Annotated in this window: 17 protein-coding genes and 2 pseudogenes; 7 read left to right on the top strand and 12 right to left on the bottom strand. The window is 58.1% G+C overall.

The genetic code is table 11. The annotated features are described in order from the left end of the window. Positions 1-1,463: 1,463 nt before the first annotated feature. From repC to repA, 3 genes are all read right to left on the bottom strand, one after another. The gene (gene repC, locus KQ933_RS32650; RefSeq protein WP_216761025.1) at positions 1,464-2,681 is read right to left on the bottom strand and encodes a plasmid replication protein RepC; all 1,218 of its coding nucleotides are present in this window, start codon (positions 2,679-2,681) and stop codon (positions 1,464-1,466) included. A gap of 175 nt (positions 2,682-2,856) precedes the next feature. Next, positions 2,857-3,855, bottom strand: a complete 999-nt coding sequence (repB, locus tag KQ933_RS32645) for a plasmid partitioning protein RepB (protein WP_216761023.1) — start codon at positions 3,853-3,855, stop codon at positions 2,857-2,859. 73 nt (positions 3,856-3,928) lie between these two features. Further along, a complete protein-coding gene (repA, locus tag KQ933_RS32640; protein WP_216761022.1) occupies positions 3,929-5,137 on the bottom strand; it encodes a plasmid partitioning protein RepA in 1,209 nt (402 codons plus the stop codon). 913 nt (positions 5,138-6,050) lie between these two features. On the opposite strand from repA, the pseudogene KQ933_RS32635 reads away from it, so the two are divergent. After that, positions 6,051-7,258: pseudogene (locus KQ933_RS32635) on the top strand (IS256 family transposase). 542 nt (positions 7,259-7,800) lie between these two features. On the opposite strand, the gene KQ933_RS32630 reads toward KQ933_RS32635, so the two are convergent. The 5 genes and pseudogenes from KQ933_RS32630 to KQ933_RS32610 form a co-directional block, all read right to left on the bottom strand. Beyond that, complete coding sequence (locus KQ933_RS32630) at positions 7,801-8,184, bottom strand: DUF982 domain-containing protein (protein ID WP_253958476.1); 384 nt, start codon at positions 8,182-8,184, stop codon at positions 7,801-7,803. A gap of 20 nt (positions 8,185-8,204) precedes the next feature. After that, the gene (locus KQ933_RS32625; protein WP_216761020.1) at positions 8,205-8,468 is read right to left on the bottom strand and encodes a DUF982 domain-containing protein; all 264 of its coding nucleotides are present in this window, start codon (positions 8,466-8,468) and stop codon (positions 8,205-8,207) included. Between the two features lie 269 nt (positions 8,469-8,737). Continuing rightward, positions 8,738-9,027: pseudogene (locus tag KQ933_RS32620) on the bottom strand (CopG family transcriptional regulator). Positions 9,028-9,033: 6 nt separating this feature from the next. Next, positions 9,034-9,207: a hypothetical protein gene (locus KQ933_RS32615; protein ID WP_253958475.1), complete on the bottom strand. Its 174-nt coding sequence runs from the start codon at positions 9,205-9,207 to the stop codon at positions 9,034-9,036. 64 nt (positions 9,208-9,271) lie between these two features. Beyond that, on the bottom strand, positions 9,272-10,387 hold the full coding sequence (locus KQ933_RS32610; RefSeq protein WP_216755657.1) for an IS630 family transposase: 1,116 nt from the start codon (positions 10,385-10,387) through the stop codon (positions 9,272-9,274). A gap of 40 nt (positions 10,388-10,427) precedes the next feature. Between KQ933_RS32610 and KQ933_RS32605 the strand changes: the two genes are divergently transcribed. Further along, positions 10,428-10,700 carry a LexA family transcriptional regulator gene (locus KQ933_RS32605; RefSeq protein ID WP_216755658.1) on the top strand — a complete coding sequence of 91 codons (273 nt, stop codon included), beginning with the start codon at positions 10,428-10,430 and terminating at the stop codon, positions 10,698-10,700. A 69-nt stretch (positions 10,701-10,769) separates the two neighbouring features. On the opposite strand, the gene KQ933_RS32600 is transcribed toward KQ933_RS32605, so the two are convergent. Continuing rightward, positions 10,770-11,099, bottom strand: a complete 330-nt coding sequence (locus KQ933_RS32600; RefSeq protein ID WP_216761017.1) for a helix-turn-helix transcriptional regulator — start codon at positions 11,097-11,099, stop codon at positions 10,770-10,772. Positions 11,100-11,524: 425 nt separating this feature from the next. Continuing rightward, positions 11,525-11,728, bottom strand: a complete 204-nt coding sequence (locus KQ933_RS32595; protein ID WP_216761016.1) for a hypothetical protein — start codon at positions 11,726-11,728, stop codon at positions 11,525-11,527. 280 nt (positions 11,729-12,008) lie between these two features. Between KQ933_RS32595 and KQ933_RS32590 the strand changes: the two genes are divergently transcribed. Beyond that, positions 12,009-12,320 carry a hypothetical protein gene (locus tag KQ933_RS32590; RefSeq protein ID WP_216761334.1) on the top strand — a complete coding sequence of 104 codons (312 nt, stop codon included), beginning with the start codon at positions 12,009-12,011 and terminating at the stop codon, positions 12,318-12,320. Positions 12,321-13,144: 824 nt separating this feature from the next. On the opposite strand, the gene KQ933_RS32585 is transcribed toward KQ933_RS32590, so the two are convergent. Then, positions 13,145-13,333, bottom strand: coding sequence for a hypothetical protein (locus KQ933_RS32585; RefSeq protein ID WP_216761014.1), 189 nt, complete (start codon positions 13,331-13,333; stop codon positions 13,145-13,147). Positions 13,334-13,571: 238 nt separating this feature from the next. Between KQ933_RS32585 and KQ933_RS32580 the strand changes: the two genes are divergently transcribed. The 3 genes from KQ933_RS32580 (at position 13,572) to KQ933_RS32570 (ending at position 16,204) form a co-directional block, all read left to right on the top strand. Next, positions 13,572-14,801, top strand: coding sequence for an FAD-dependent monooxygenase (locus KQ933_RS32580; RefSeq protein WP_253958474.1), 1,230 nt, complete (start codon positions 13,572-13,574; stop codon positions 14,799-14,801). A gap of 281 nt (positions 14,802-15,082) precedes the next feature. Continuing rightward, positions 15,083-15,250 (top strand): hypothetical protein, encoded by a 168-nt coding sequence (locus KQ933_RS32575; protein WP_216761013.1) that lies wholly within the window; start codon positions 15,083-15,085, stop codon positions 15,248-15,250. Between the two features lie 132 nt (positions 15,251-15,382). Then, positions 15,383-16,204, top strand: a complete 822-nt coding sequence (locus KQ933_RS32570) for a hypothetical protein (RefSeq protein WP_216761011.1) — start codon at positions 15,383-15,385, stop codon at positions 16,202-16,204. A 98-nt stretch (positions 16,205-16,302) separates the two neighbouring features. On the opposite strand, the gene KQ933_RS32565 is transcribed toward KQ933_RS32570, so the two are convergent. Next, the gene (locus KQ933_RS32565) at positions 16,303-17,154 is read right to left on the bottom strand and encodes a LysR substrate-binding domain-containing protein (RefSeq protein WP_253958473.1); all 852 of its coding nucleotides are present in this window, start codon (positions 17,152-17,154) and stop codon (positions 16,303-16,305) included. A gap of 154 nt (positions 17,155-17,308) precedes the next feature. Between KQ933_RS32565 and KQ933_RS32560 the strand changes: the two genes are divergently transcribed. Continuing rightward, the gene (locus KQ933_RS32560; RefSeq protein ID WP_216761010.1) at positions 17,309-18,505 is read left to right on the top strand and encodes a PLP-dependent aspartate aminotransferase family protein; all 1,197 of its coding nucleotides are present in this window, start codon (positions 17,309-17,311) and stop codon (positions 18,503-18,505) included. Positions 18,506-18,526: the final 21 nt, after the last annotated feature.

The following is an 18,526-nucleotide window of genomic DNA, read 5'->3' as shown; positions in this document are numbered from 1 at the left end:
ATCTGCGGCTCGGCTTCACTGTGGTCGCCGGATGTCGGCATGCCTCTCGTAGCCGAGACGGTCTGCCAGCGCGTGATACCGGAGAGATTTTCCAAGTCCAACTGCCTTACCAGGCGCGCTGGCGGCGCAGCCATCTAAGATCGTTCCGCTGAAACGGTGGGCTTCACCCCCTGACGACTGCCCTTAACGAGCCACGTTAACTCTCTAGCTCGCAGCGCAAAACGTTCGACATATCCATTTATGGCAGCCTTGAAGATACGAAATCCCGCAGCACAAGAATCCGCACCGGGCGTCTTCCGACGCTGGACCCAGAGGCATCGCACGTTCACATCAGATTGTCGTATTGATCGACAATTTCGCGCACTCGTCTTTGCAGCTCACAGTGGTCGGTCTGCCAGCCGCTGCCGTCGATTCGCTCTACGGCAGTGCACAAGGCACAGGAATAAGAGACATACACTTTCGATTGCTGACGGACTCCACCGCCGTACGACCAGCGGTTTGCGTTCCGAAATGTCGTCCGGCATTTGCTCTTTGCGTCTGAGAGCTTTCAACGCCGGTCGAGTGTTGGCGGTGTAAGATATCCGTTTCCAGCAAATACCGATTTCCAGTTCAACAGCGTCGAGCTGCTCGCCGTTAACGTCCTCGTCAAAACGTATCCAAGATCGAGGATACCTGAATTCTCCGGTCAGCGGTTTATCGGGCAAGGCGAAGGCTTGTCCATCTTGCGCGCAGGCTCGTTGCCAGCATTCGAGGGCAGGGGGCATCTACCAGAACGGGCGCAGTTTCGGAGATAATATGAAGCGAGGCTCAAGCGGGGAGCCTCCAGAGCCGCCCTAGCCGATTGCACGCAAGATATCTTGCGCTCCCCGGGGGGTTATTGATCATCGCCTTCATACAATGCGCCTTCCGTTGCTCAGCTCCGAAACACTCAGGAGCGGTATCCCGCCTGGCCAACGCAACTTTCGACCCGCTCTTTCTCAACCGGTGGACATCGAACAACGCCCCGAGAGACTACAGCCTCGCGAAACCGTGCCCAAGCGGATGCCAGATGTGAAAACCGAATGGTGAGGCCACGGCATTCACATAACCGCGCCGTGCCAGTTTCACGGGTCACGGCGTCGACGAGATCAAACGGGTTGACGGAAGGCATAGGTTTCGACCCAGAGTGCGCGACCTTGAACGTGCCATCGCACCAACGCTTGCTGGAGCCAGCGACAATCAGGTGATAGCCGCCAGCCGACATCAGGCGGCCCGATCGAAAATCGGGAAAGTGAGCGTGCGCGCATTGTTGGAATATCGGATACTTTTCAGCATCTCCTCCCTGATTCGTCGACCAACCCCATGGGGTTCCGATCAAGCGTCACTGTCTCCTCCTCGAAGCAACACCAGGTACTTCAATGGCTTAACGCGTTGTCAGCAGACAACAGCAGCTAACATCATTTCAATGAAAAACTGTCCGGCTGTCAGCCTGCAGCGTGGGACTTTTCGGAACTCCTGCCCCTTAGGAGCGCCATTAGCATCGGCCCCAGCGAAAACTCGCCGCGCCACGCCTTCGCCGTCAGATCCCTTAGATAGCCACCAGCCGAGTTAATGTGCCCTGCCCTCTCCAGGATGCAGGCGATCGCAACAGCCGCATTTTCCGGCCCCATTGCGTCGCAGGCGTCCTGATAGGCCGATGGGCTGACGCCCAGCATCGAACGGACGGTAACGGCGGCCGCCATCAGCTCGCGCCAGCTCGCAATCGCTCCGCCCTGCCCGTAGCCGGCCATTTCCGGACACGCCCTTAGAACCAGCCCCAAGGGATAGGACTTCAGTGGCTCGCCAATCCGTCCGCTTTTCTCGCTCGGCCTTTCGCCCAGCTCATTTCCAGAGCTTGGTTCATATTCAATTGTGGATTCGGTATTTGAATTCTGTATGTGCCGCTCGTTCTGAGCATCATTGGTGCTCATATTTAACAATTCGCCTTGGATATCCAATCGTTTAACGATCTCCTCGTGCAGGAGGCTCATTTCGTCAAGAATTGCATCGATGCTCGTCTTGTCCGGCGACCGCGGAATGCGGGCGACAATCCCGATATAAGCCGCCTCGATGACGCTCCAATCGCCTTGCGCGCCCTCCTCGATAGCTGCCGTGATTAGCTTCCGAACATCCCTTCGCAGGATGGTCAGATCTTCTTTTGCGCGTCGGAATACCGCGCGATCGGCTACGACCTGCTGCGCCAAATTGGCAAGCTCGCCAGCCCGCGCCAAAAGCGGCGAAAGATCGAACCCGAAGGCAGTATCGATCTCGCCCGTCTTGTCTTTGCGCGCATACCGTTTGCCGTTGGCGCTGTCCTTGCGCACGATAAGCCCCGCCTCGACGAGAAATGCGATGTGGCGACGAAGTGTGGCGCCTGCAATCCCGTGGGCGCGGACCGATAGCTGGGCGTTGGACGGGAATACCACCATCTTCACGTCCGAGGACAACTCGTTGGTTGGGTAAAAGCTCAAGAGCGCGTCGAGCACCGCGAGACTGCGGTCCTGCAGCCCCAGCCGCTCCCGCGCTTCGCAGACGTCCCGGAAGACATTCCACTTGTCGGCTTTTTTCTCAGTTTTAGTATCGGCCGCCTGCACCTGATGTTTTACCAGGGCAAGCGTCATCGGCCGTCGCCCAAAGGGCGTCGTCACATGTCCACTCTGCATTTTCCTTCACCTTTCGAAAGGCAAAAGAAATCCGCTCACCAAAAATGATGCCAAAGACTCTTGACTGCGATTCATGGAAATGCGATTCTCAGGCTGCTTAGACCTTTGAGAGAGGCTTCCATGACGGCAACGTTTGGGGGCCTTTTTCTTTTGCGTCCTCTTCTTCAACTATTCTTCAGCTGACGGTTTTGTCGTTCTTGAAACTTGCGTAGAGATCGGGCAGGCGCGCCATCAGAAAGGCGGCGAACGCCTCGTCGCGCTCTCGGCTCATCTCGATCTTGCAGTGTCTCGCCGAAATCGACAGCCTCGCAATCTCGGTTCCGTCGGCAGACTTGGCCACATCCGGCACGGCAGTTTCGGTCCGCTTCGGCTTTTCAATTTCCTTGAGCGCCTGGACGATCGCCTTTAGGCGCGCCTCGGCGTCCTTGTGCGCGAACGTCTTATGATCAATAGCCTTGCGCGCCTTGGCCTCTGAACCGGGTTGCTTGACGAGCTCGGCCAGTTCCTGCCACCGGCCGCGGCCGATTTTCGGCCCACGGCCGATCGCCGCGACGATCCAGTCGGGGAGGGCCTGCGCGACAGCAATCAGCTTGGAGACCTCGGCCTTGTCGACCGACAGGGCCGCCTGGATGAGCGCGCGCTGGAAACCCGCTCCTTCGAGACGCTGGGCAAAGGTTGCTCGTTCGATAAAGCTCAGATCCTCGCGCGCCGAATTTTCGATGCCTTGCGCGACGACGAGACGCTGGTCATCCAGATTCCGGACATAGGCCTTGACAGGCCGGCCGAGTTCGCTGGCAACTCGAAGGCGTCGGTGACCGTAGGCGATCTGGTAGCGGCCGGGCGAGGCGGGATGCGGACGCACGAGGATTGGAATTTCTTGACCATGCTCCTCTATCGAAGCCTTCAGCGCTTCGATCGCGGCCGTATCCTGATCGGAAAACCGGTCGGAAAAAGGGGAGGGGTCGATGAGGTCGGTGTTCAACTCGACGGGCAGGGCGCCTTCGGCGATGCGCTGTTTCAGGGCCTCATAATCGCGCTCCACTTCGGAGAACGTATCCTGCAGCGACCGAACCGCGCCGGAGGCGACGCGCTGAAACGGCGCACGCCCATCTCTTGGCTGCGCGTCATCGCCGCCGGCAAACATCGAGCGGATCGACTGCGTGCGCTTGCTCATGACCGTCTCCTCAAGGGCTTTCGGTTGTCTACTGACAACCCGCTAAGCATCTGATTCGCCTGTGACACCATCTCTATCTACCCCAGACGCCATTCAACTGACCGATCACTTCCTGATTCACGGCGTTGATCGATTCCATGGCACGATCGTAAGTCGACCGGCCGACGGCACCACGCGACAACTCATAGAGCGACTGCTTGGTGAGGCCGGCATTGGCGATCGCCGTCGACTTCCAGGCCGATGCCGCCATGACGTCGGTTCCAAAGACATCGCGCAGCAGCGCGACGATCTCTTGTTCAGGCACGTCTCGGGGATCGTGGCGGGTAACCAGGAAGCGCAGGAAGTCATAATTGAGCTTGCCGCCAGCGTCCTCGATGACGGAGACGAGGTCCGAGGTCATCAGCAGGAACTGGCTCATGGAGGCGACGTCTACCATTTGCGGATGAACCGTGACGATCATGCCAGTTGCCGCGTTCAGCGCGCCCATGGTCAGGAAGCCGAGCTGCGGCGGGCAGTCGACAACCACAACGTCGTAATCCTGCTCCACCTGGTTGATGGCGCCGGCGACGCGGCGGAAGAAAAGGTCTTCAGGCCGATCACGGTTCTGCATCATGAAGCGCGGCGTCTGATGCTCGAACTCCATCAGTTCAAGATTGCCGGGAACGATGTCGATCCCGGTAAAATAGGTCTGGCGGATCACGTCCTTCGTTGGCACGCGTTCCTCGTCATAACGGATCGCGCCGTAAAGCGTGGTGTTTTCTGCAACGTCGAATTCCGGCTGATAGCCGAACATGGCCGAAAGAGATGCCTGCGGATCGAGGTCGATTGCCAACACACGGTGACCTTGCAGGGCGAGCCCCTGGGCAACATAGAGGGCTGTGGTAGTTTTGGCCGATCCGCCCTTGAAGTTGGCGACGGTGATGATCTGAAGCTTCTCGCCGTCGCGCCGACGGGGCCAAAAGCGGATCGCTTCCTTCGGACGGGCGACCGCGAGATACTCGCGCAGTTCGTTGATCTGTTGTAGCGTGTAGGACCGGCGGCCAGCGGCACCAAGATCGGGGGTTGGCCCCAGACCATCGAGAGACAATTGCCGGAGATAGCCGTCCGAGACCCCAACGATTTCGGCGACTTCCCCAGAGGTGAACGAGCGCAGCGATTTCTGCGCCACGGGCGGAAAGGCGCGCTCGCCGACAGCACGTAACCGCGCCGACAGCGCTTCGGCGCGTTGTGTGATATGAGCCGAGGTCGATGCTCGGTTGATGTGCCGGTCGATCACGTTCAAAAGAGCCCCTAGATTCCAGACGGTTTATCGGCGTCAGACGCGTTATTACCGTCTCAAGCTAAGCCATGATTCTAAAGCTGCCGCAAGAGAAATAGGGTTAACAACACCTTACTGTCATTGGTTCGCGAGAGCGCCATGTTAGGCGCAAGAGCGAAAAACCTTGCAACTTCCGTGTCCTAGCGGGAATAGCCTATTTTCCAGCTGCCCTGTCTATTCACAGAAATGCGAGTCAAGCATTCGTCCTGGAAGTGTCGCTCTAGCAGATTTCTAGACAGCTCAGTGAGAATCACACGGCGAAAACGTACCGATCCCCGGCGTAGGACGCCGCGCCGCCGCCACTATTCCCAACAAGTTCGGGACGCGCCACCTCCGTCAGGACGTGCAAAAGCCTCTGAAATCGGTCACCGCCGCTTTTTGGAAAATAGGGACGCCAATTAGCGGTCTTCCGAGGCCCTTGATCAGTGCCGGGGAGTGGGTGAGCAGGCGCGCGCTGTGGTCCGACGCCAATGTCCGGAATATGGGGGAAGCTGTGGAATTATCCGGATATGGTACTCGACGACGCCCAAAATCATTCCGTTAACCGGAGCGGAGCGGGAAACCGCGTGACCATCTTCGCCAGTCCAAATCACAAAGAGGCTGAGTTGCCGGCAAAGCCGCCCATTTGTGATGTTTGTCCCAGATTCCCTTCACGGTAGCTGAACCGCCTTTAAATACCGTTCAAAGGCTACAAACAAAGACCTTGGAGTAGGCTGAGCCGGAATGCGCACTGCGCCCGTAAGGGTTCCGTGCGCCCTCCTGCCAAAGTAGGAGATTAGATGATGTCCCGAGAGGTGGTGTAGCTGGATAGCGGTGGTCATCGGCTTTTTCCGGTAGGGTTGGGTTGTTCAAGCACAACCTTTTGGAAAGACCACCGATGACCAATGACATGATGGACCTGCGCTCGCTTGTTGAGAAGAGCGCTGATGCGGATTTGCTGCGCGAGATGATTGGCTTTGCGGCCGAGAAGTTGATGGAGCTGGAGGTGGGCGCGAAGACCGGTGCGGCCTACGGCGAGAAGAATGACTTTCGACTTGCTCAGCGTAACGGATATCGCGATCGCGACTGGGAGACCCGCGCTGGAACTGTCGAACTTCGAATTCCAAAGCTACGTACTGGCAGCTACTTCCCGAGCTTTCTGGAGCCGCGCCGCATGGCTGAGAAGGCACTGACCGCGGTGATCCAGGAAGCCTATATCCAGGGTGTTTCGACCCGCTCGGTCGACGATCTGGTCAAGGCGATGGGCATGAGTGGTATCTCCAAGAGCCAGGTATCTCGGCTTTGCGAAGAAATCGACGACAAGGTGAAGGCCTTCCTTGAGCGTCCGATTGAAGGCGACTGGCCATACCTTTGGATCGATGCGACCTATCTTAAAGTCCGGCGGGCGGCCGTATTGTGTCTGTCGCGGTTATCATCGCTGTGGGCGTCAACACGGACGGTCGCCGCGAGGTTCTTGGCATGGAAATCGGCACCTCTGAAGCCGAGCCGATCTGGACGGAGTTCTTGCGCAAGCTGACCAGGCGCGGTCTGCGCGGCGTCAAGCTGGTCGTCTCCGACGCACACGAAGGCATCAAGGCCGCCGTGTCGAAGGTTCTGTCAGCAACCTGGCAGCGCTGCAGGGTCCACTTCATGCGCAATGCATTGGCTCATGCCGGCAAGAGCGGTCGACGCGTGGTCTCGGCCTTCATTGCAACGGCCTTAGCCCAAGACACGCCGGAAGCCGCCAGCCAACAGTGGCGCAACGTCGCCGATCAGATCAGGCCGAAAGTGCCGAAACTCGCCGGCCTTATGGACAGCGCCGAGGAAGATGTCCTCGCATACATGGCCTTTCCCAAGCAGCACTGGACCAAGCTGCACAGCAAGCTGCACAGCACGAACCCGATTGAGCGATTGAATGGAGAAATCAAGCGAAGGACAGAGGTCGTCGGCATCTTTCCAAACGACGATGCCATCGTCAGACTCGTCGGCGCTCTCCTGCTGGAGCAAAATGACGAGTGGGCTGTTCAGCGCTCGCGCTACATGACACTTGAGACGATCGCCACAATGAGTGATGATCCGCTCATCAACTTGCCCGCCGCAAGTTGACGCGTTCCCGGCCCTGCCCGGAAAGCTCGACGATCGAACGAGCTACACCACCTCTCGGGACATCATCGTAGATTACCTCGTTAACGCAGAAATCTCTCTGAATCGTCATGTAGTCAACGATATGAAATGGATGGCCGGATGTCCGGGGAGGGGAGATTTCCGCATTGCGGTCAATTACTGCAGCGGAGGCGACGGAAGATAAGAAATGTAGCGCTCGGGATACAGAGCTGGTGTCGAGTGGACGCGTCCTCGCCACCACGGGGCAAAAGGACGCCCGCCGAAGCGGGCGAAAGGTAGACCGCCGGCGATCTGATCTAAGGTTGAGGAACAAACGTCAAGCGGTCCACTGGAGAACCGAATACATTGCATAAGGTTCCGCCCTCTACCGAAGGAGTGATTGCGTGGACGCCACGTGGGTGCTGAAGCGGCGGGAGCCAAAAAGATGCCTGTCAAAGAAGCAGGCAGAGGCCGATCCCTCGTGGTGACCGGCCTCTCCCCGTTACCACCTCGTCAGGGTGAGCGTGGCGGCGGGTCGAGTACCTTTATGTGCCCTTATCGTCAATCGCCGGCGCGGAATATGCCTCGCCATTGCTCATGGGCGAGGTGGAATGCATGAAGGGAAGCGCGGTAGTTTCGATCGGGATATCGGCCTCCTGTGCTGCTGCTATAAAAGATTCGCGAGCCTCGTGCGGCGTTCGCAGCCCGGCTTCTACATCGGCGCAAACTTGTAATGCCCGGAGAAATGCCTTGCCCGTTGAAACTGGCCAGGCATTCAGCAGAGTGTTCATCGCTTCCTCGGTTGTCGTTACCATGAGGATCTGGCCGCTGCGCCTGCAGGCAATCAGCACTGGCGCTTCCCATCGACGTTTGCTCATGGCCCGAACCTCGCAAAAGATATAACTGTGCTCGTCGGCGCCAAAAACCATGCTTGGTCGGCGAAAACTTATCAATGAAGAACGGCGATGGCCGTTACGCCAGCTTCGTCTGCGGCTCGGATAATCGCCTGACGTATATGCTCGGGTTCAGCTTTGCCAATCATGACGTCCATGCAGGCTTTCACCGCAGCAAGAAACTCGTCTCCGTCGTCGGAGGGCCAGTCCCTCATCAGGGCGTTGGCGGCCTCTCCGACCGTTCGGACAATCACGCGTTTGCTCCCCTCCTTGAAGACAAGGACGACGGGGTCAAATGCGGCCGAGGTGTCCCGTTTCATTACATTTGGTTCCCGACAAACTAACACATCGGTAACCGAGCAAAAGGCGTGCCACTGCACGCTTCGTTTTATCGCAAGACAGGCATGGCATCGAAAGGGCAGGGCAGGACAAGGATGGCAGATGACATGAGCACAATAACGATGCCCACCGGACGCCGCCGTCGATACACCGGGGATCTGCGGAAATCATTTGCAGGGCCTGATCGGCTACCTGCCTGGTGGGCCGCGAACTAAACGATATTGCCGCGAAATGGAGCGGTCAAGACGCGCTAGGCGTTCCCGTCGATCTCGCCATCTTCATCTAGCATGTGGTCCGGCAGATACGTATTCTTCTCCAACCACGCGCGGACGATAAAGCTGATAGTGTCATTGCGCGTCAGTCCGAGCTCGCCGGCAAGATCACGCAAAGTTTCGTCGATCTTATCATCCATCGATACCGGCGCGGCATTTCACAGTCTCCGGGCCGCTCGCCGCAACATGATCTGAAGGTCACGCGGGAAATATCCGCAATGCGATTGGCGGCGTCTTCAAGGAGTGTGGCGGTGTCGGCGTTGGTCATGGGCAGTCACGGTCCGAAGATCGCAGCGATGCGGTCGAGGTCACCCTGGATGATTTCATCCGGCACTGGTTCGGTTTTGTTAGCACGAAACCACTCTGCGGCGGATCTCACGCGCTCGCCGACTGGACCTTCGTAGGTGCCAAGCCTGCCGATCCATTCACGCACGGTCTCGCGCTCCATTCGCCCGGCCTTGTAACGGTCGTGAACGGTTTTGGCGGATGCAACTAGTACCACACCACAGAGATTATGACTCTTTGACGGGGTAAGCTTTGCGGAGCTTTTGGCGAGCATTTTCGGTTGTGAACATCCATTGGATCTTTGCGCCATGGGTGTTGCGTTGCTGCTCCCAGGCTGCGACTTCGGCGATGATGGTTTCTTTGTTGTCGATACGACGGTCGAGGCATTGGCTACGCAGGACACCGATCTCGATCTCGACCATGTTGAGCCAACTGGCGTGCTTGGGCGTGTGGTGGAACTCCAGTCGCTTCAGCACCCTTCGAGCCTCCGGGGCGGGAAATGCGTCGTAAAGCGCGCCGGCGGAATGGGTGGAGAGGTTGTCCATCACCACGCGGATGATCGGGGCGTCGGGATAATCGACGTCGACCAGTTCGCGCATGCACTCGGCGAAGTCTTGGTTGGTTCGCCGATCAGTGACCTTGACCCTGCGCCAGGGCCGGTGGGCGTCCATGAAGACAAACAAATTGACCGTGCCGTTTCGGCGATACTCGCAGTCGTGGCGTTCAAGCTGGCCAGGCTTGGCCGCAATGGGTTCGCGCACTTCGCCGATGAGTTGGGTCGGGCTCTCGTCGAAGCAGACCACGGGCTTTTGTGGATCAGGCGTTTCTGCGTAGAGGTCGAGAACATCCTCCATGCGCGCGACGTATTCCCCATCGATCTTTGGGATGCACCACATGTCTTTGCGCCAAGGCTTGAGATGGTTCTCAGCCAGCCGGCGACGCACGGTCTCCGAGGACAACTCGTCATGGTCGGTGAGCCGGATCATCTCATCGGCCAGAAGCTCCAGGGTCCAGCGGGCTCGCCCGGGCGGCGGCTTTGAGCAAGCGGTCGCTACCAACAGCGCCTCCTCCTTGCTCGATAGCTTGCGCTCAACACCCGGACGCGGTTCTTCGCTGAGTGCCCCTTCCAGATTGGCTTCCACAAACCGGCGCTTGGTCCGGTAAATCGTCGATCCGCTGACGTTCAAGGTTGCCGCGATCACCTCGTCGCTGAAGCCTTCGTCCGCTGCGACCAGGATCTGGGCGCGCTTGATCTTGCGAGACCTGTGGCACCCCCCGCTCAACAAAGCGGCCAGTTGGTCACGTTCCGATTGGCTAAGCTCTATGTGAAACTTTATATTCATCGACACCTCCTTCAGCGTGGAGACGCAGATGAATCCCAAAATGAGTCCCCCACTTGACCCGCAAGCCGCAACGGCAAGACGGCGCCTTACGCAGATCCAAGGCCAGTACCTGGCCTTCATCTACGCCTACAGCCGCATCTTCAAACAGCCTCCGGCCGAAGCCGACATGCGGCGCCACTTCGGTGTTACGGCTCCGTCTGTTCACCAGATGGTGCTGACCCTCGAGAAGGCGGGCTTTATATCCCGCGTGCCAGGCGCCGCACGCAGCATCCAACTTCTCATCCCACCAGAAGCCCTGCCCATTCTACGATAAGACAAACCGTCATAATCTCTGTGGCGGGCTACTAGGTCGGGGATGCTGTTCAACGGGTTGTTCCCTAATTCAGCCGCCGGCGCCAGGAGGCGCATCGTTCGTTAAGTGCTCCTCGTATTGCACGGTCTTCAATTCATCGACGTCGATTGATGCGCCAACTGGCGAAGCAAGCCGAACGCCTGGGCCGCCAGATCCTGAATAGTTTCCGTCGATAAAGCGGACGCCAGCCGTTTCAAGCGCAGACTCGATGTCCCGCAGCGTCCGATCATAAGGCGTTGTTTTTTCCGCCTCGAAATTTGCCAACGTAGCTCGACCAACCTTTGCAGCATCGCAAAGATCGCTCTGCGACCAACCTATAAGCCCCCTCGCGGCACGGCACTGGGCGCCAGAAATAGTCATTTTGCATCACCGCAAATATTTTGTATCGGCGCGTTGCCGACTCTAGTTATTTTGTATCATGTTGTAACAAATGCGCAGCAACTTAGCAACGAGGATGTCCTAATGACCATGCATACGAGGATCCATCTGACAGAACTTTACTGCCGCGCGGTCTCATCGCAAGACGAGACTCCAACGTACTTCCCCCGCTGGAGTCTGCATCTCATCCACGCCGTCGGCGCGTCTATCGCGCCAACCCCCGGCGGTTCAGCGTTGGGCAGATGGTACTCCTCGGCATGCTGCCCGGCATTGTTCAGGGTAGAGGACGCACCGCGCTCGGCAGAGAAGTCTATACGGTCCGCACCCTCGGCGAAAATTACGGTCGCGAGTTCCGCGACATTCTCGGCACTGCTCTCGCGCTTGAGCCGTCCAGTGACCCCTCACATTCAAAACCGCATAAGATACGTGAGAAGCAGGATGGTCGGTGCTGTTACTGTCTTTACGTCATGGTGCTGAGCGACAAACAGCCACACAAACAGCCGCCGAACGCTGAGACGCTTGAGCACCTGCGACAGCTCCGAAGGCAGCCGAAATAATCGGGACAACATCGCCTTAGCCTGCAAGCGCAGCAACGAAGAGCGCGGCGGCATGGATTAGCTCCTTTACACGACATACACGCGAGGGGAGCTCTGGGAATTGATTGAGGAGGCGGCAAGCACCGCACCTCGCGGCTAGCCGGAGGCGACCGGCTGGGCTGCCCGTCGCCGGGCCGCATCGGCGGAGGGCAGCATGAAAACCGATGGCCGGCGCGATCAGCACCTGCGCCTACACCAGCAGCGCGCCGGCCGGTGTTTTCTGTCACCTGGCAGCCGTTCATCGGAGGTTAATGCCCATTAACCCAGACTCGCAGCCTGAAAGGATGTTCCGATGATGAAGAAGCTATTGCCCGCAATCGCCGCCATGATCCTTGCTGAATCTTTCGCCCTGCCGCTTAACGCTGCGCCGTTCGTTGTGCCACACGCAGTCCCTGTGCATGCGACCGACGTAGAACAGGTCAAGCACAAAGGCCATGGCAATGGGTATGCGTATGGTCACTATAAGAACAGGCGGTACGCCTATCGCGACTGCAGATATTACGGCTCGTGTTACCGTCCGCGGTACTACGGCTATCCCCGATATGGCTACCGCGACGATTACCACTATCGTCGTCGATCAGGTGTGACCGTCTATTTTGATTTTTAGTCGCCCCCCACAAGCCCCGTCGGCCTCACCAGTTGGCGGATGCTGTCAAGCTTCACGCAGCCTGAACGGGTTGGGCGGAAATCATATTGCCTCCCAAGATTTGATCACGGTCAGTCTCGCCTTCGGGCGTGGCTTTTTCGTTGGTGGAGGCAAAGAAAAAAGGCCGGGCAAGTGCTCGCGCCGACCTTCCCTCGATCACTACCAGCTGAGTGCCAGTACATCCGTGGTCACCGGCAGGGCGATCTCATGAATGTACCTTAGTCCTCTTGCGAATCATTGCAAGGGCTCTGGAACTACCGATTTCTGGCTAGGAAGGGCAGGGGCGGCTTCGATCGCAGATCTGAAATACGCCGCGGTCGTCTCGATCCACTCTGCTCCGGGCACCTTGCCAAAGGCCACGAAAGCGCCAACGGTGGTCGCAGCCAGTAAAGTCCCGACAATCGCTTTGGCTGCTAGCTTGCGGCTTTCGCTCACGACTTCCTTAGCCAGCACAGAGTCGCCTGACCTCCATCTGCCCTGACAGTTTTGTAGTGACGTGATCCCTCCTTTCGCGTTGCATCCGGCCGACGCGAGTATCCATTTCCTCTAGCAGGCTTCGGAGTTTGTCCGGCTTCATCGTTTTCCAATCACCACGAACACCTAATGCATTGTACGGTGATGAACGAAAGCGTGCCAGAAGATCCCACCCAATGAGACTTATCCACAGGAGTATAACCGTGGAAAAGGCGTTTCCAAAAGTGGGGGAAGAAAGCGGCTGCTTCAGAATGATCTACGAAAACAGGCGCTTATCTCTGAAACTGGCTGCTCGGGCCGTCGCCGCAGCCTCAATGCGTTGCGCTGTCTGTCAGCGTCTCGGCATTGAGCCCGTCGGACATCTCACGCGCTCGTGCTTCCTCCAGACCAATCAAGCCTTTCCCCCCAATGCTCGCTGGAAACCCGGAGAGCACATCGAACACCGTCCACAAACCATTGCGGCTCCGGCGTATGATGTAACGAACGACAACCAGTTTCATCTCTCTAGATCTTCACCTTGATGGCATGCGAGAACCCACAATTCGCCACAGCTAATGTTTCGTCGCGCGCGGGGGAGGCCTAACCGCTTCCATGGTCCTGGGCTATGGAGGAGCCAACATAAGCCCTGTCGCAACTCTGGCTAGTTGGGTTGCAGTGAACAGTCAGTCAACCGTTCGGCCTCCGCCGTAGAGCCTTAATCGCCACTGCATCTCCTCTGCCGTTGAACAGGAGAATAGTATGCGCCCGAGGACGCTTGTTTTACATTTGCAACCATTTCAACGGAAACTGAAGCCGCGCCGCAATGATGGCGGACTAACGAGCATGCCCGCTGACGGCGCCAAAGGCCGTCTTGGGAGCCAGGTATTGAAAATTCTCATTGTTGGAGCAGGAGTCGCGGGTCTCGCTGCGGCGCGAGCACTGGAAATGCGGGGCATGCGTGCCGATATTGTCGAGCGTCGCAATGCGCCGCCAACCGCTGGCAAGAGCGTCTTCCTTCTTGGCAACGCTACGCGCGCGCTTGGCGAACTTGGGCTTTTGGAGCAGGTCCTGCGTATGTCGTTTCCGATCAAGGCTCAAACCATTCTCTCGTCGCGCGGTCGGGTCTTGAATCACACGGAAACCGAGACCGAGTGGGCTGGATGTGGCCCCTGCGTGGCGATCTCGCGCCAGTCACTTGTCAAGATGCTGCAGGCATCACTCGAGCGCACGTCGATTGACTTCGGTGTCACCGTCGTGCACACGACGTCGCGACTCGGACGCCGCGCCGTTCACTTTCTGGATGGGCGCGTCGAGGAATACGACATCGTGATCGGTGCCGACGGCGTCAGATCGACCATTCGAGCTGCCAATTTTCCCCAAACAGCGCCCCGATTGATTGGCTTCGGTGCCTGGCGGTTTGTAACGGATAACTACTACGGTATCGATCGGTGGACCGCCATGCTGGGCGCGGGACGCACTCTCCTGGCCATGCCGTTGCCGCATTCCCAACTCTATCTTTATGCGGACTGTGCCCAAGATGAATTCGGCGATGGTTCGATCGCGACCTTGAAGCATCTTTTTGCAAATTTCGCCCACCCCTTCGACGATATCATCGCTGACCTCGATGAGGACGTCGATGCCCACCTTGCTTTTCTGGAGGACTTGCCCAATCAGGATTATGTCGGCGACCGGCTCGTCCTGATCGGTGACGCAGCCCATGCTTCCTCGCCGAACATGGCACAGGGCGCTGCCCTGGCGATCGAGGATGGTATCGTCCTTGCACGATGCCTTCGAAACGACCAGGCGATAGAACGCGCGCTGGCGAAGTTCAGTGAAATGCGCAGACGCAGGGTGGAATGGGTTCAAAAGCAGGGTCGCATGCGTGACAGGTTACGCAAGGCACCCGACTTTGTTCGCAATTTCCTGTTCCTTAACTTCGGAACACGATTGTATCGGCGGGCCTATCGCAGCCTGCTTGAGCCGTTGTGAAATTGGTGTGACAGCCCTGCGGGGCAAGTTTGCCAAACCGAGCTTGCGCCTTCGATACACAAATCTCGACTGCGGGCAGTCAACCAGGCGACCGACAAGTCTTTAAGCTGGGCTGGTCTCAGACCCTACAAAGGGGCAGGTGAAAGCTCTGACCTTTCCCGCTCTCACGGTCGCTTCGATCGGATCTGATCGCCAGTCGACAGTTCGAAAGCCGAAAGAACACATTGCGATCGTGATTGGTTGACCTACGTTAGAACTGAATAACACCGAGGACCATAACCATGGCGAAGAAAAAGCAGCCAATCTCGACGCCAACCAAGGATGTCGAGGCGCAGGAACAGGACGACTATCTCGAAGAGGCGCTTGAAGAAACATTTCCTGCAAGCGATCCGATTTCTCCCGGCCGCGCCGGCAAGGGCCATCGCAAAGATCCTTCGCCTGCACGTTAGCGTGATGCTGCGCCCGATGTCTTCACGATCGAGGCGGCGTCAGGCGCAAGATCCGGCATCATCAATTTGATCGATCGCGATTTATGTCGGCCAAGACGACATCGTTCTATGAGCGGGGGCCGCGTATGTGCCGTGAGTTGGCAGAGCAACCGCTACACCACGATTAAATTGGGTGCCCAACATTTAGATTGGGACAAGCTTGGATGGCTATTGGAGGCGCATGGCGTGAATCCAACTTGGCGCGTTGAGACAGGCCAGCGTCTTGAAACTCGTTTATCTTTACCCTTCCAATCGGGAAGATCCATTATGGTCAGCTCACTCACTCTACTTCGACTCCACAATGCACAGGCTGCCTTGCAAACATTGCGCGGACAGGCATCTTCTTCGGCGCAAACGTCGCCACAAACATCCGTGGCGAATGCGCTCAGGAACCTCGGCCACGACGCCTCCGGTTCGTCTCTGTCCAACCGAACGCTTGCCAGCCTGATCGATGCGCTGGCCGCCAACGGCACCAAGAAGCCTGCCGCCACGGTGAAGGCGACGGACGACATTTCGTCGAACGATTTCATGAAAGCGCTCAAGGCCAAGCTGACGGCTCCCGAAGACGATCCGACGGCCTACATTCGTTCCCAAGACATGCTCAAGGCCCTAAGCGACGGCGCCTTGACAGTCACTGATCCCGTCACGGGGAAGACGATTGACGCCTGGGATCCGGACGTGAAGGGTTCACATCCGCAAAAGGCGCAGACAACCACAAAAAGCAACTGGAGCGCCTTTCTGGACGCGCACCTCAAGCGGGGCAGTGACGGCGCATTCGTCAGATCGACAGACGGCAATTACATCGACAAATCAACGGGCGAAAATGCCCTGTTTACCGAGCTCGATGGTCGCTATTACTACATGACCTGGCCGGCGGCGACGAAGGAAGCGACCTCTTCGAGTACTCAAAAATAGCGGTTATCGTCTGGACGCCCCGAGGGCGCCGACATGTCCGCATGGGACCGGTCGACTGCCGCCGGCAACAACATGCCGACCTCGCTCGGATCTCACTCTCAGTCTTCGAAGCGGGACTGTCTCATGAGTTCCTCGATGAAGCCTGCAACAATTCTTGATGGCCTGCGGTCCGGCGGCAAAAGGAGCAGCGTCCGGAAGTGCACGGGCGCGCTAAAGGGACGTGTGACCAGGGCCTGGCCAAGATAGGGATCTGCCGTCAACGGGTGGATCAATCCCACGCCCAGTCCTGACTGGACCATCGCGCAGATCGTTGTCGAGTAAGGTGTCTCCAGCACGATCTTGGGCTTGGCGCCATGTTCGGCAAAGACGAGATCTGCCTGGCGTCGCGTCGTGTCTTCTGGCGACAGGGCGATGAAGGTCTGACCGTCCAGGTCCTTCGGCTCAATCATCTGCCGCTCCGCGAGCCGATGGCCGGACGGCATGGCCACGGCAGCCCTGTATTGCGCGAAGGGACGCGATTCGACGCCCGCGACGTCTATCTCGTCAGCTGCCAGGCCGACGTCGAACTGGCCTCCGGCAACGAGATCTTTGACGACTGAAGACATGCGCGCCTGCAAGGTGATCGCCACGTCCGGATGACGTGCGTGAAAGGCGCGCAAGGCTTTCGGCACGATATTGGTGCTTAGCGCCGACAGGCTCGCGATGCGGATCTCGCCCGATCCGAAATCGCGGATGCGCGCTGCCGCGCTTCGCAGGTGCACCAATCCGCTGAATGCCCCGGACACTTCGCGGAAAAAAAGCCGACCCTCGGCGGTGGGCAGCATGCGCCCTTTTATCCGATCGAATAGGGCAAAGCCGATTATCCGCTCCAATTCCTGGATTGCCTTGCTGACGGCAGGCTGTGAGACGCGCAGCACTTCTCCTGCACGCGATGCCGTGCCATTGGTCATGACCGCATGGAAGACCTCCAGATGACGAATATTCATGTCCATATGGGCAAGCCACCTATAACCTACTGGAATAACCTGCCCGCTTTTTAATATTGGACGTGATATGCGGCAACGTGTTTCTTTGAAGCGCAAGGACGCAAGAGAAAGAGCGGATATGAAAGATCTGACACGGTGCGTGGTTACTCCCAGAATCAAGACGGACGGGTTCGATCCCCTCGGCGTCGGCGTCCACCGTGCCTCGACCATCGTTTTCGAGAATGCTGAAGCCTATGCAAGGCGTGGAGAGCGCGGCCATGACGGTTACAGCTATGGGCTTTACGGTACACCGACGACACGCACCTTGGAAGAAAAACTCACCCGGCTGGAGCAGGGGATACGAACCTTCCTTTTGCCATCGGGTCAGGCGGCAAACAGTTTCGCGATGCTTCCCTTCGTGAAGGCGGGCGACAAAATCCTGATCGCCGATACTGCCTATCCACCGGTGCGAGACTTCGCCAATCTTGACCTCGGCCGGCTGGGCATTGAGACTGCCTTTTACGATCCGGTCGACCTTGGCGACCTTGAACGGCAGATCGACGAGCGCACCAAGATCGTCTGGTGCGAATCCCCTGGATCCACGACGATGGAAATCCAGGATCTGCCCCAGATCGCTGCAATCGCCCACCGCCGCGGTGCGCTCGTCGGCTGCGATAATACCTGGGCGACGCCCATGAACTACAAACCGCTGACGCTCGGCGCTGATATCGTGACCGAAGCATTGACCAAATACATATCCGGTCATTCCGATGTGCTGCTGGGTTCGCTGACGATCCGCGACGAGGCCCTGATTGTGCCGATCCGTACGGTGCTCGGCCGTTTTGGAATCGGTGTTTCTGCCGATGATGCATCCCTCGTTCTGCGCGGCTTCGAAACGCTCGGCGTGCGGTTGAAACATGCCGCTTCAGGAGCGGACTCGCTCATCGATTGGATCGCCAAGCACCCACTCGTCGAACAGGTGCTTTACCCTTCGCTGCCCGATTTTCCGGGCCATGCGATCTGGAAGCGGGACTTCCTGGGGTCGAGTGGCGTCTTCAGCGTGACCTTCAAGCCGGCGGCCGTACCGCACGTTGCCGCCGCGCTCGACGTGCTGAAGACGTTCGCAATTGGCGCGTCGTGGGGCGGAACGCGTAGCCTCATGGCACCGATGCCCGTCAAGTCGTACCGCACGGCGACAGCCTGGCAGGGAGAGGATCTCGTACTTCGCATCAGCGTCGGTCTGGAAGATCCCGAAGACCTCGCCAATGACGTCCAGGCCTTCTTCGACGAAGTCGCAAGTCGCGTCGTCACGCAAGCTGGACGTGACCCGGCTTGAGCCACAATCGAAAACCAACCA

This window comes from Rhizobium sp. WYJ-E13 (genome assembly GCF_018987265.1).
Lineage (GTDB): Bacteria > Pseudomonadota > Alphaproteobacteria > Rhizobiales > Rhizobiaceae > Rhizobium.
Note: the sequence above shows the minus strand (reverse complement) of the source record. Positions and strands in the feature narration are given on the sequence as shown.

What these genes read in the sequence shown, in the direction of transcription:
- KQ933_RS32630 (WP_253958476.1), bottom strand. Translation starts at nt 8,184, where the DNA reads ATGGTTTTTGGCGCCGACGAGCACAGTTATATCTTTTGCGAGGTTCGG.
- KQ933_RS32625 (WP_216761020.1), bottom strand. Translation starts at nt 8,468, where the DNA reads ATGAAACGGGACACCTCGGCCGCATTTGACCCCGTCGTCCTTGTCTTC.
- KQ933_RS32615 (WP_253958475.1), bottom strand. Translation starts at nt 9,207, where the DNA reads ATGGAGCGCGAGACCGTGCGTGAATGGATCGGCAGGCTTGGCACCTAC.
- repB (WP_216761023.1), bottom strand. Translation starts at nt 3,855, where the DNA reads ATGAGCAAGCGCACGCAGTCGATCCGCTCGATGTTTGCCGGCGGCGAT.
- repC (WP_216761025.1), bottom strand. Translation starts at nt 2,681, where the DNA reads ATGCAGAGTGGACATGTGACGACGCCCTTTGGGCGACGGCCGATGACG.
- KQ933_RS32575 (WP_216761013.1), top strand. Translation starts at nt 15,083, where the DNA reads ATGGCGAAGAAAAAGCAGCCAATCTCGACGCCAACCAAGGATGTCGAG.
- KQ933_RS32610 (WP_216755657.1), bottom strand. Translation starts at nt 10,387, where the DNA reads ATGAATATAAAGTTTCACATAGAGCTTAGCCAATCGGAACGTGACCAA.
- KQ933_RS32590 (WP_216761334.1), top strand. Translation starts at nt 12,009, where the DNA reads ATGAAGAAGCTATTGCCCGCAATCGCCGCCATGATCCTTGCTGAATCT.
- KQ933_RS32580 (WP_253958474.1), top strand. Translation starts at nt 13,572, where the DNA reads ATGCGCCCGAGGACGCTTGTTTTACATTTGCAACCATTTCAACGGAAA.
- KQ933_RS32600 (WP_216761017.1), bottom strand. Translation starts at nt 11,099, where the DNA reads ATGACTATTTCTGGCGCCCAGTGCCGTGCCGCGAGGGGGCTTATAGGT.
- KQ933_RS32585 (WP_216761014.1), bottom strand. Translation starts at nt 13,333, where the DNA reads ATGAAACTGGTTGTCGTTCGTTACATCATACGCCGGAGCCGCAATGGT.
- KQ933_RS32565 (WP_253958473.1), bottom strand. Translation starts at nt 17,154, where the DNA reads ATGACCAATGGCACGGCATCGCGTGCAGGAGAAGTGCTGCGCGTCTCA.
- KQ933_RS32605 (WP_216755658.1), top strand. Translation starts at nt 10,428, where the DNA reads ATGAGTCCCCCACTTGACCCGCAAGCCGCAACGGCAAGACGGCGCCTT.
- KQ933_RS32560 (WP_216761010.1), top strand. Translation starts at nt 17,309, where the DNA reads ATGAAAGATCTGACACGGTGCGTGGTTACTCCCAGAATCAAGACGGAC.
- KQ933_RS32595 (WP_216761016.1), bottom strand. Translation starts at nt 11,728, where the DNA reads ATGCCGCCGCGCTCTTCGTTGCTGCGCTTGCAGGCTAAGGCGATGTTG.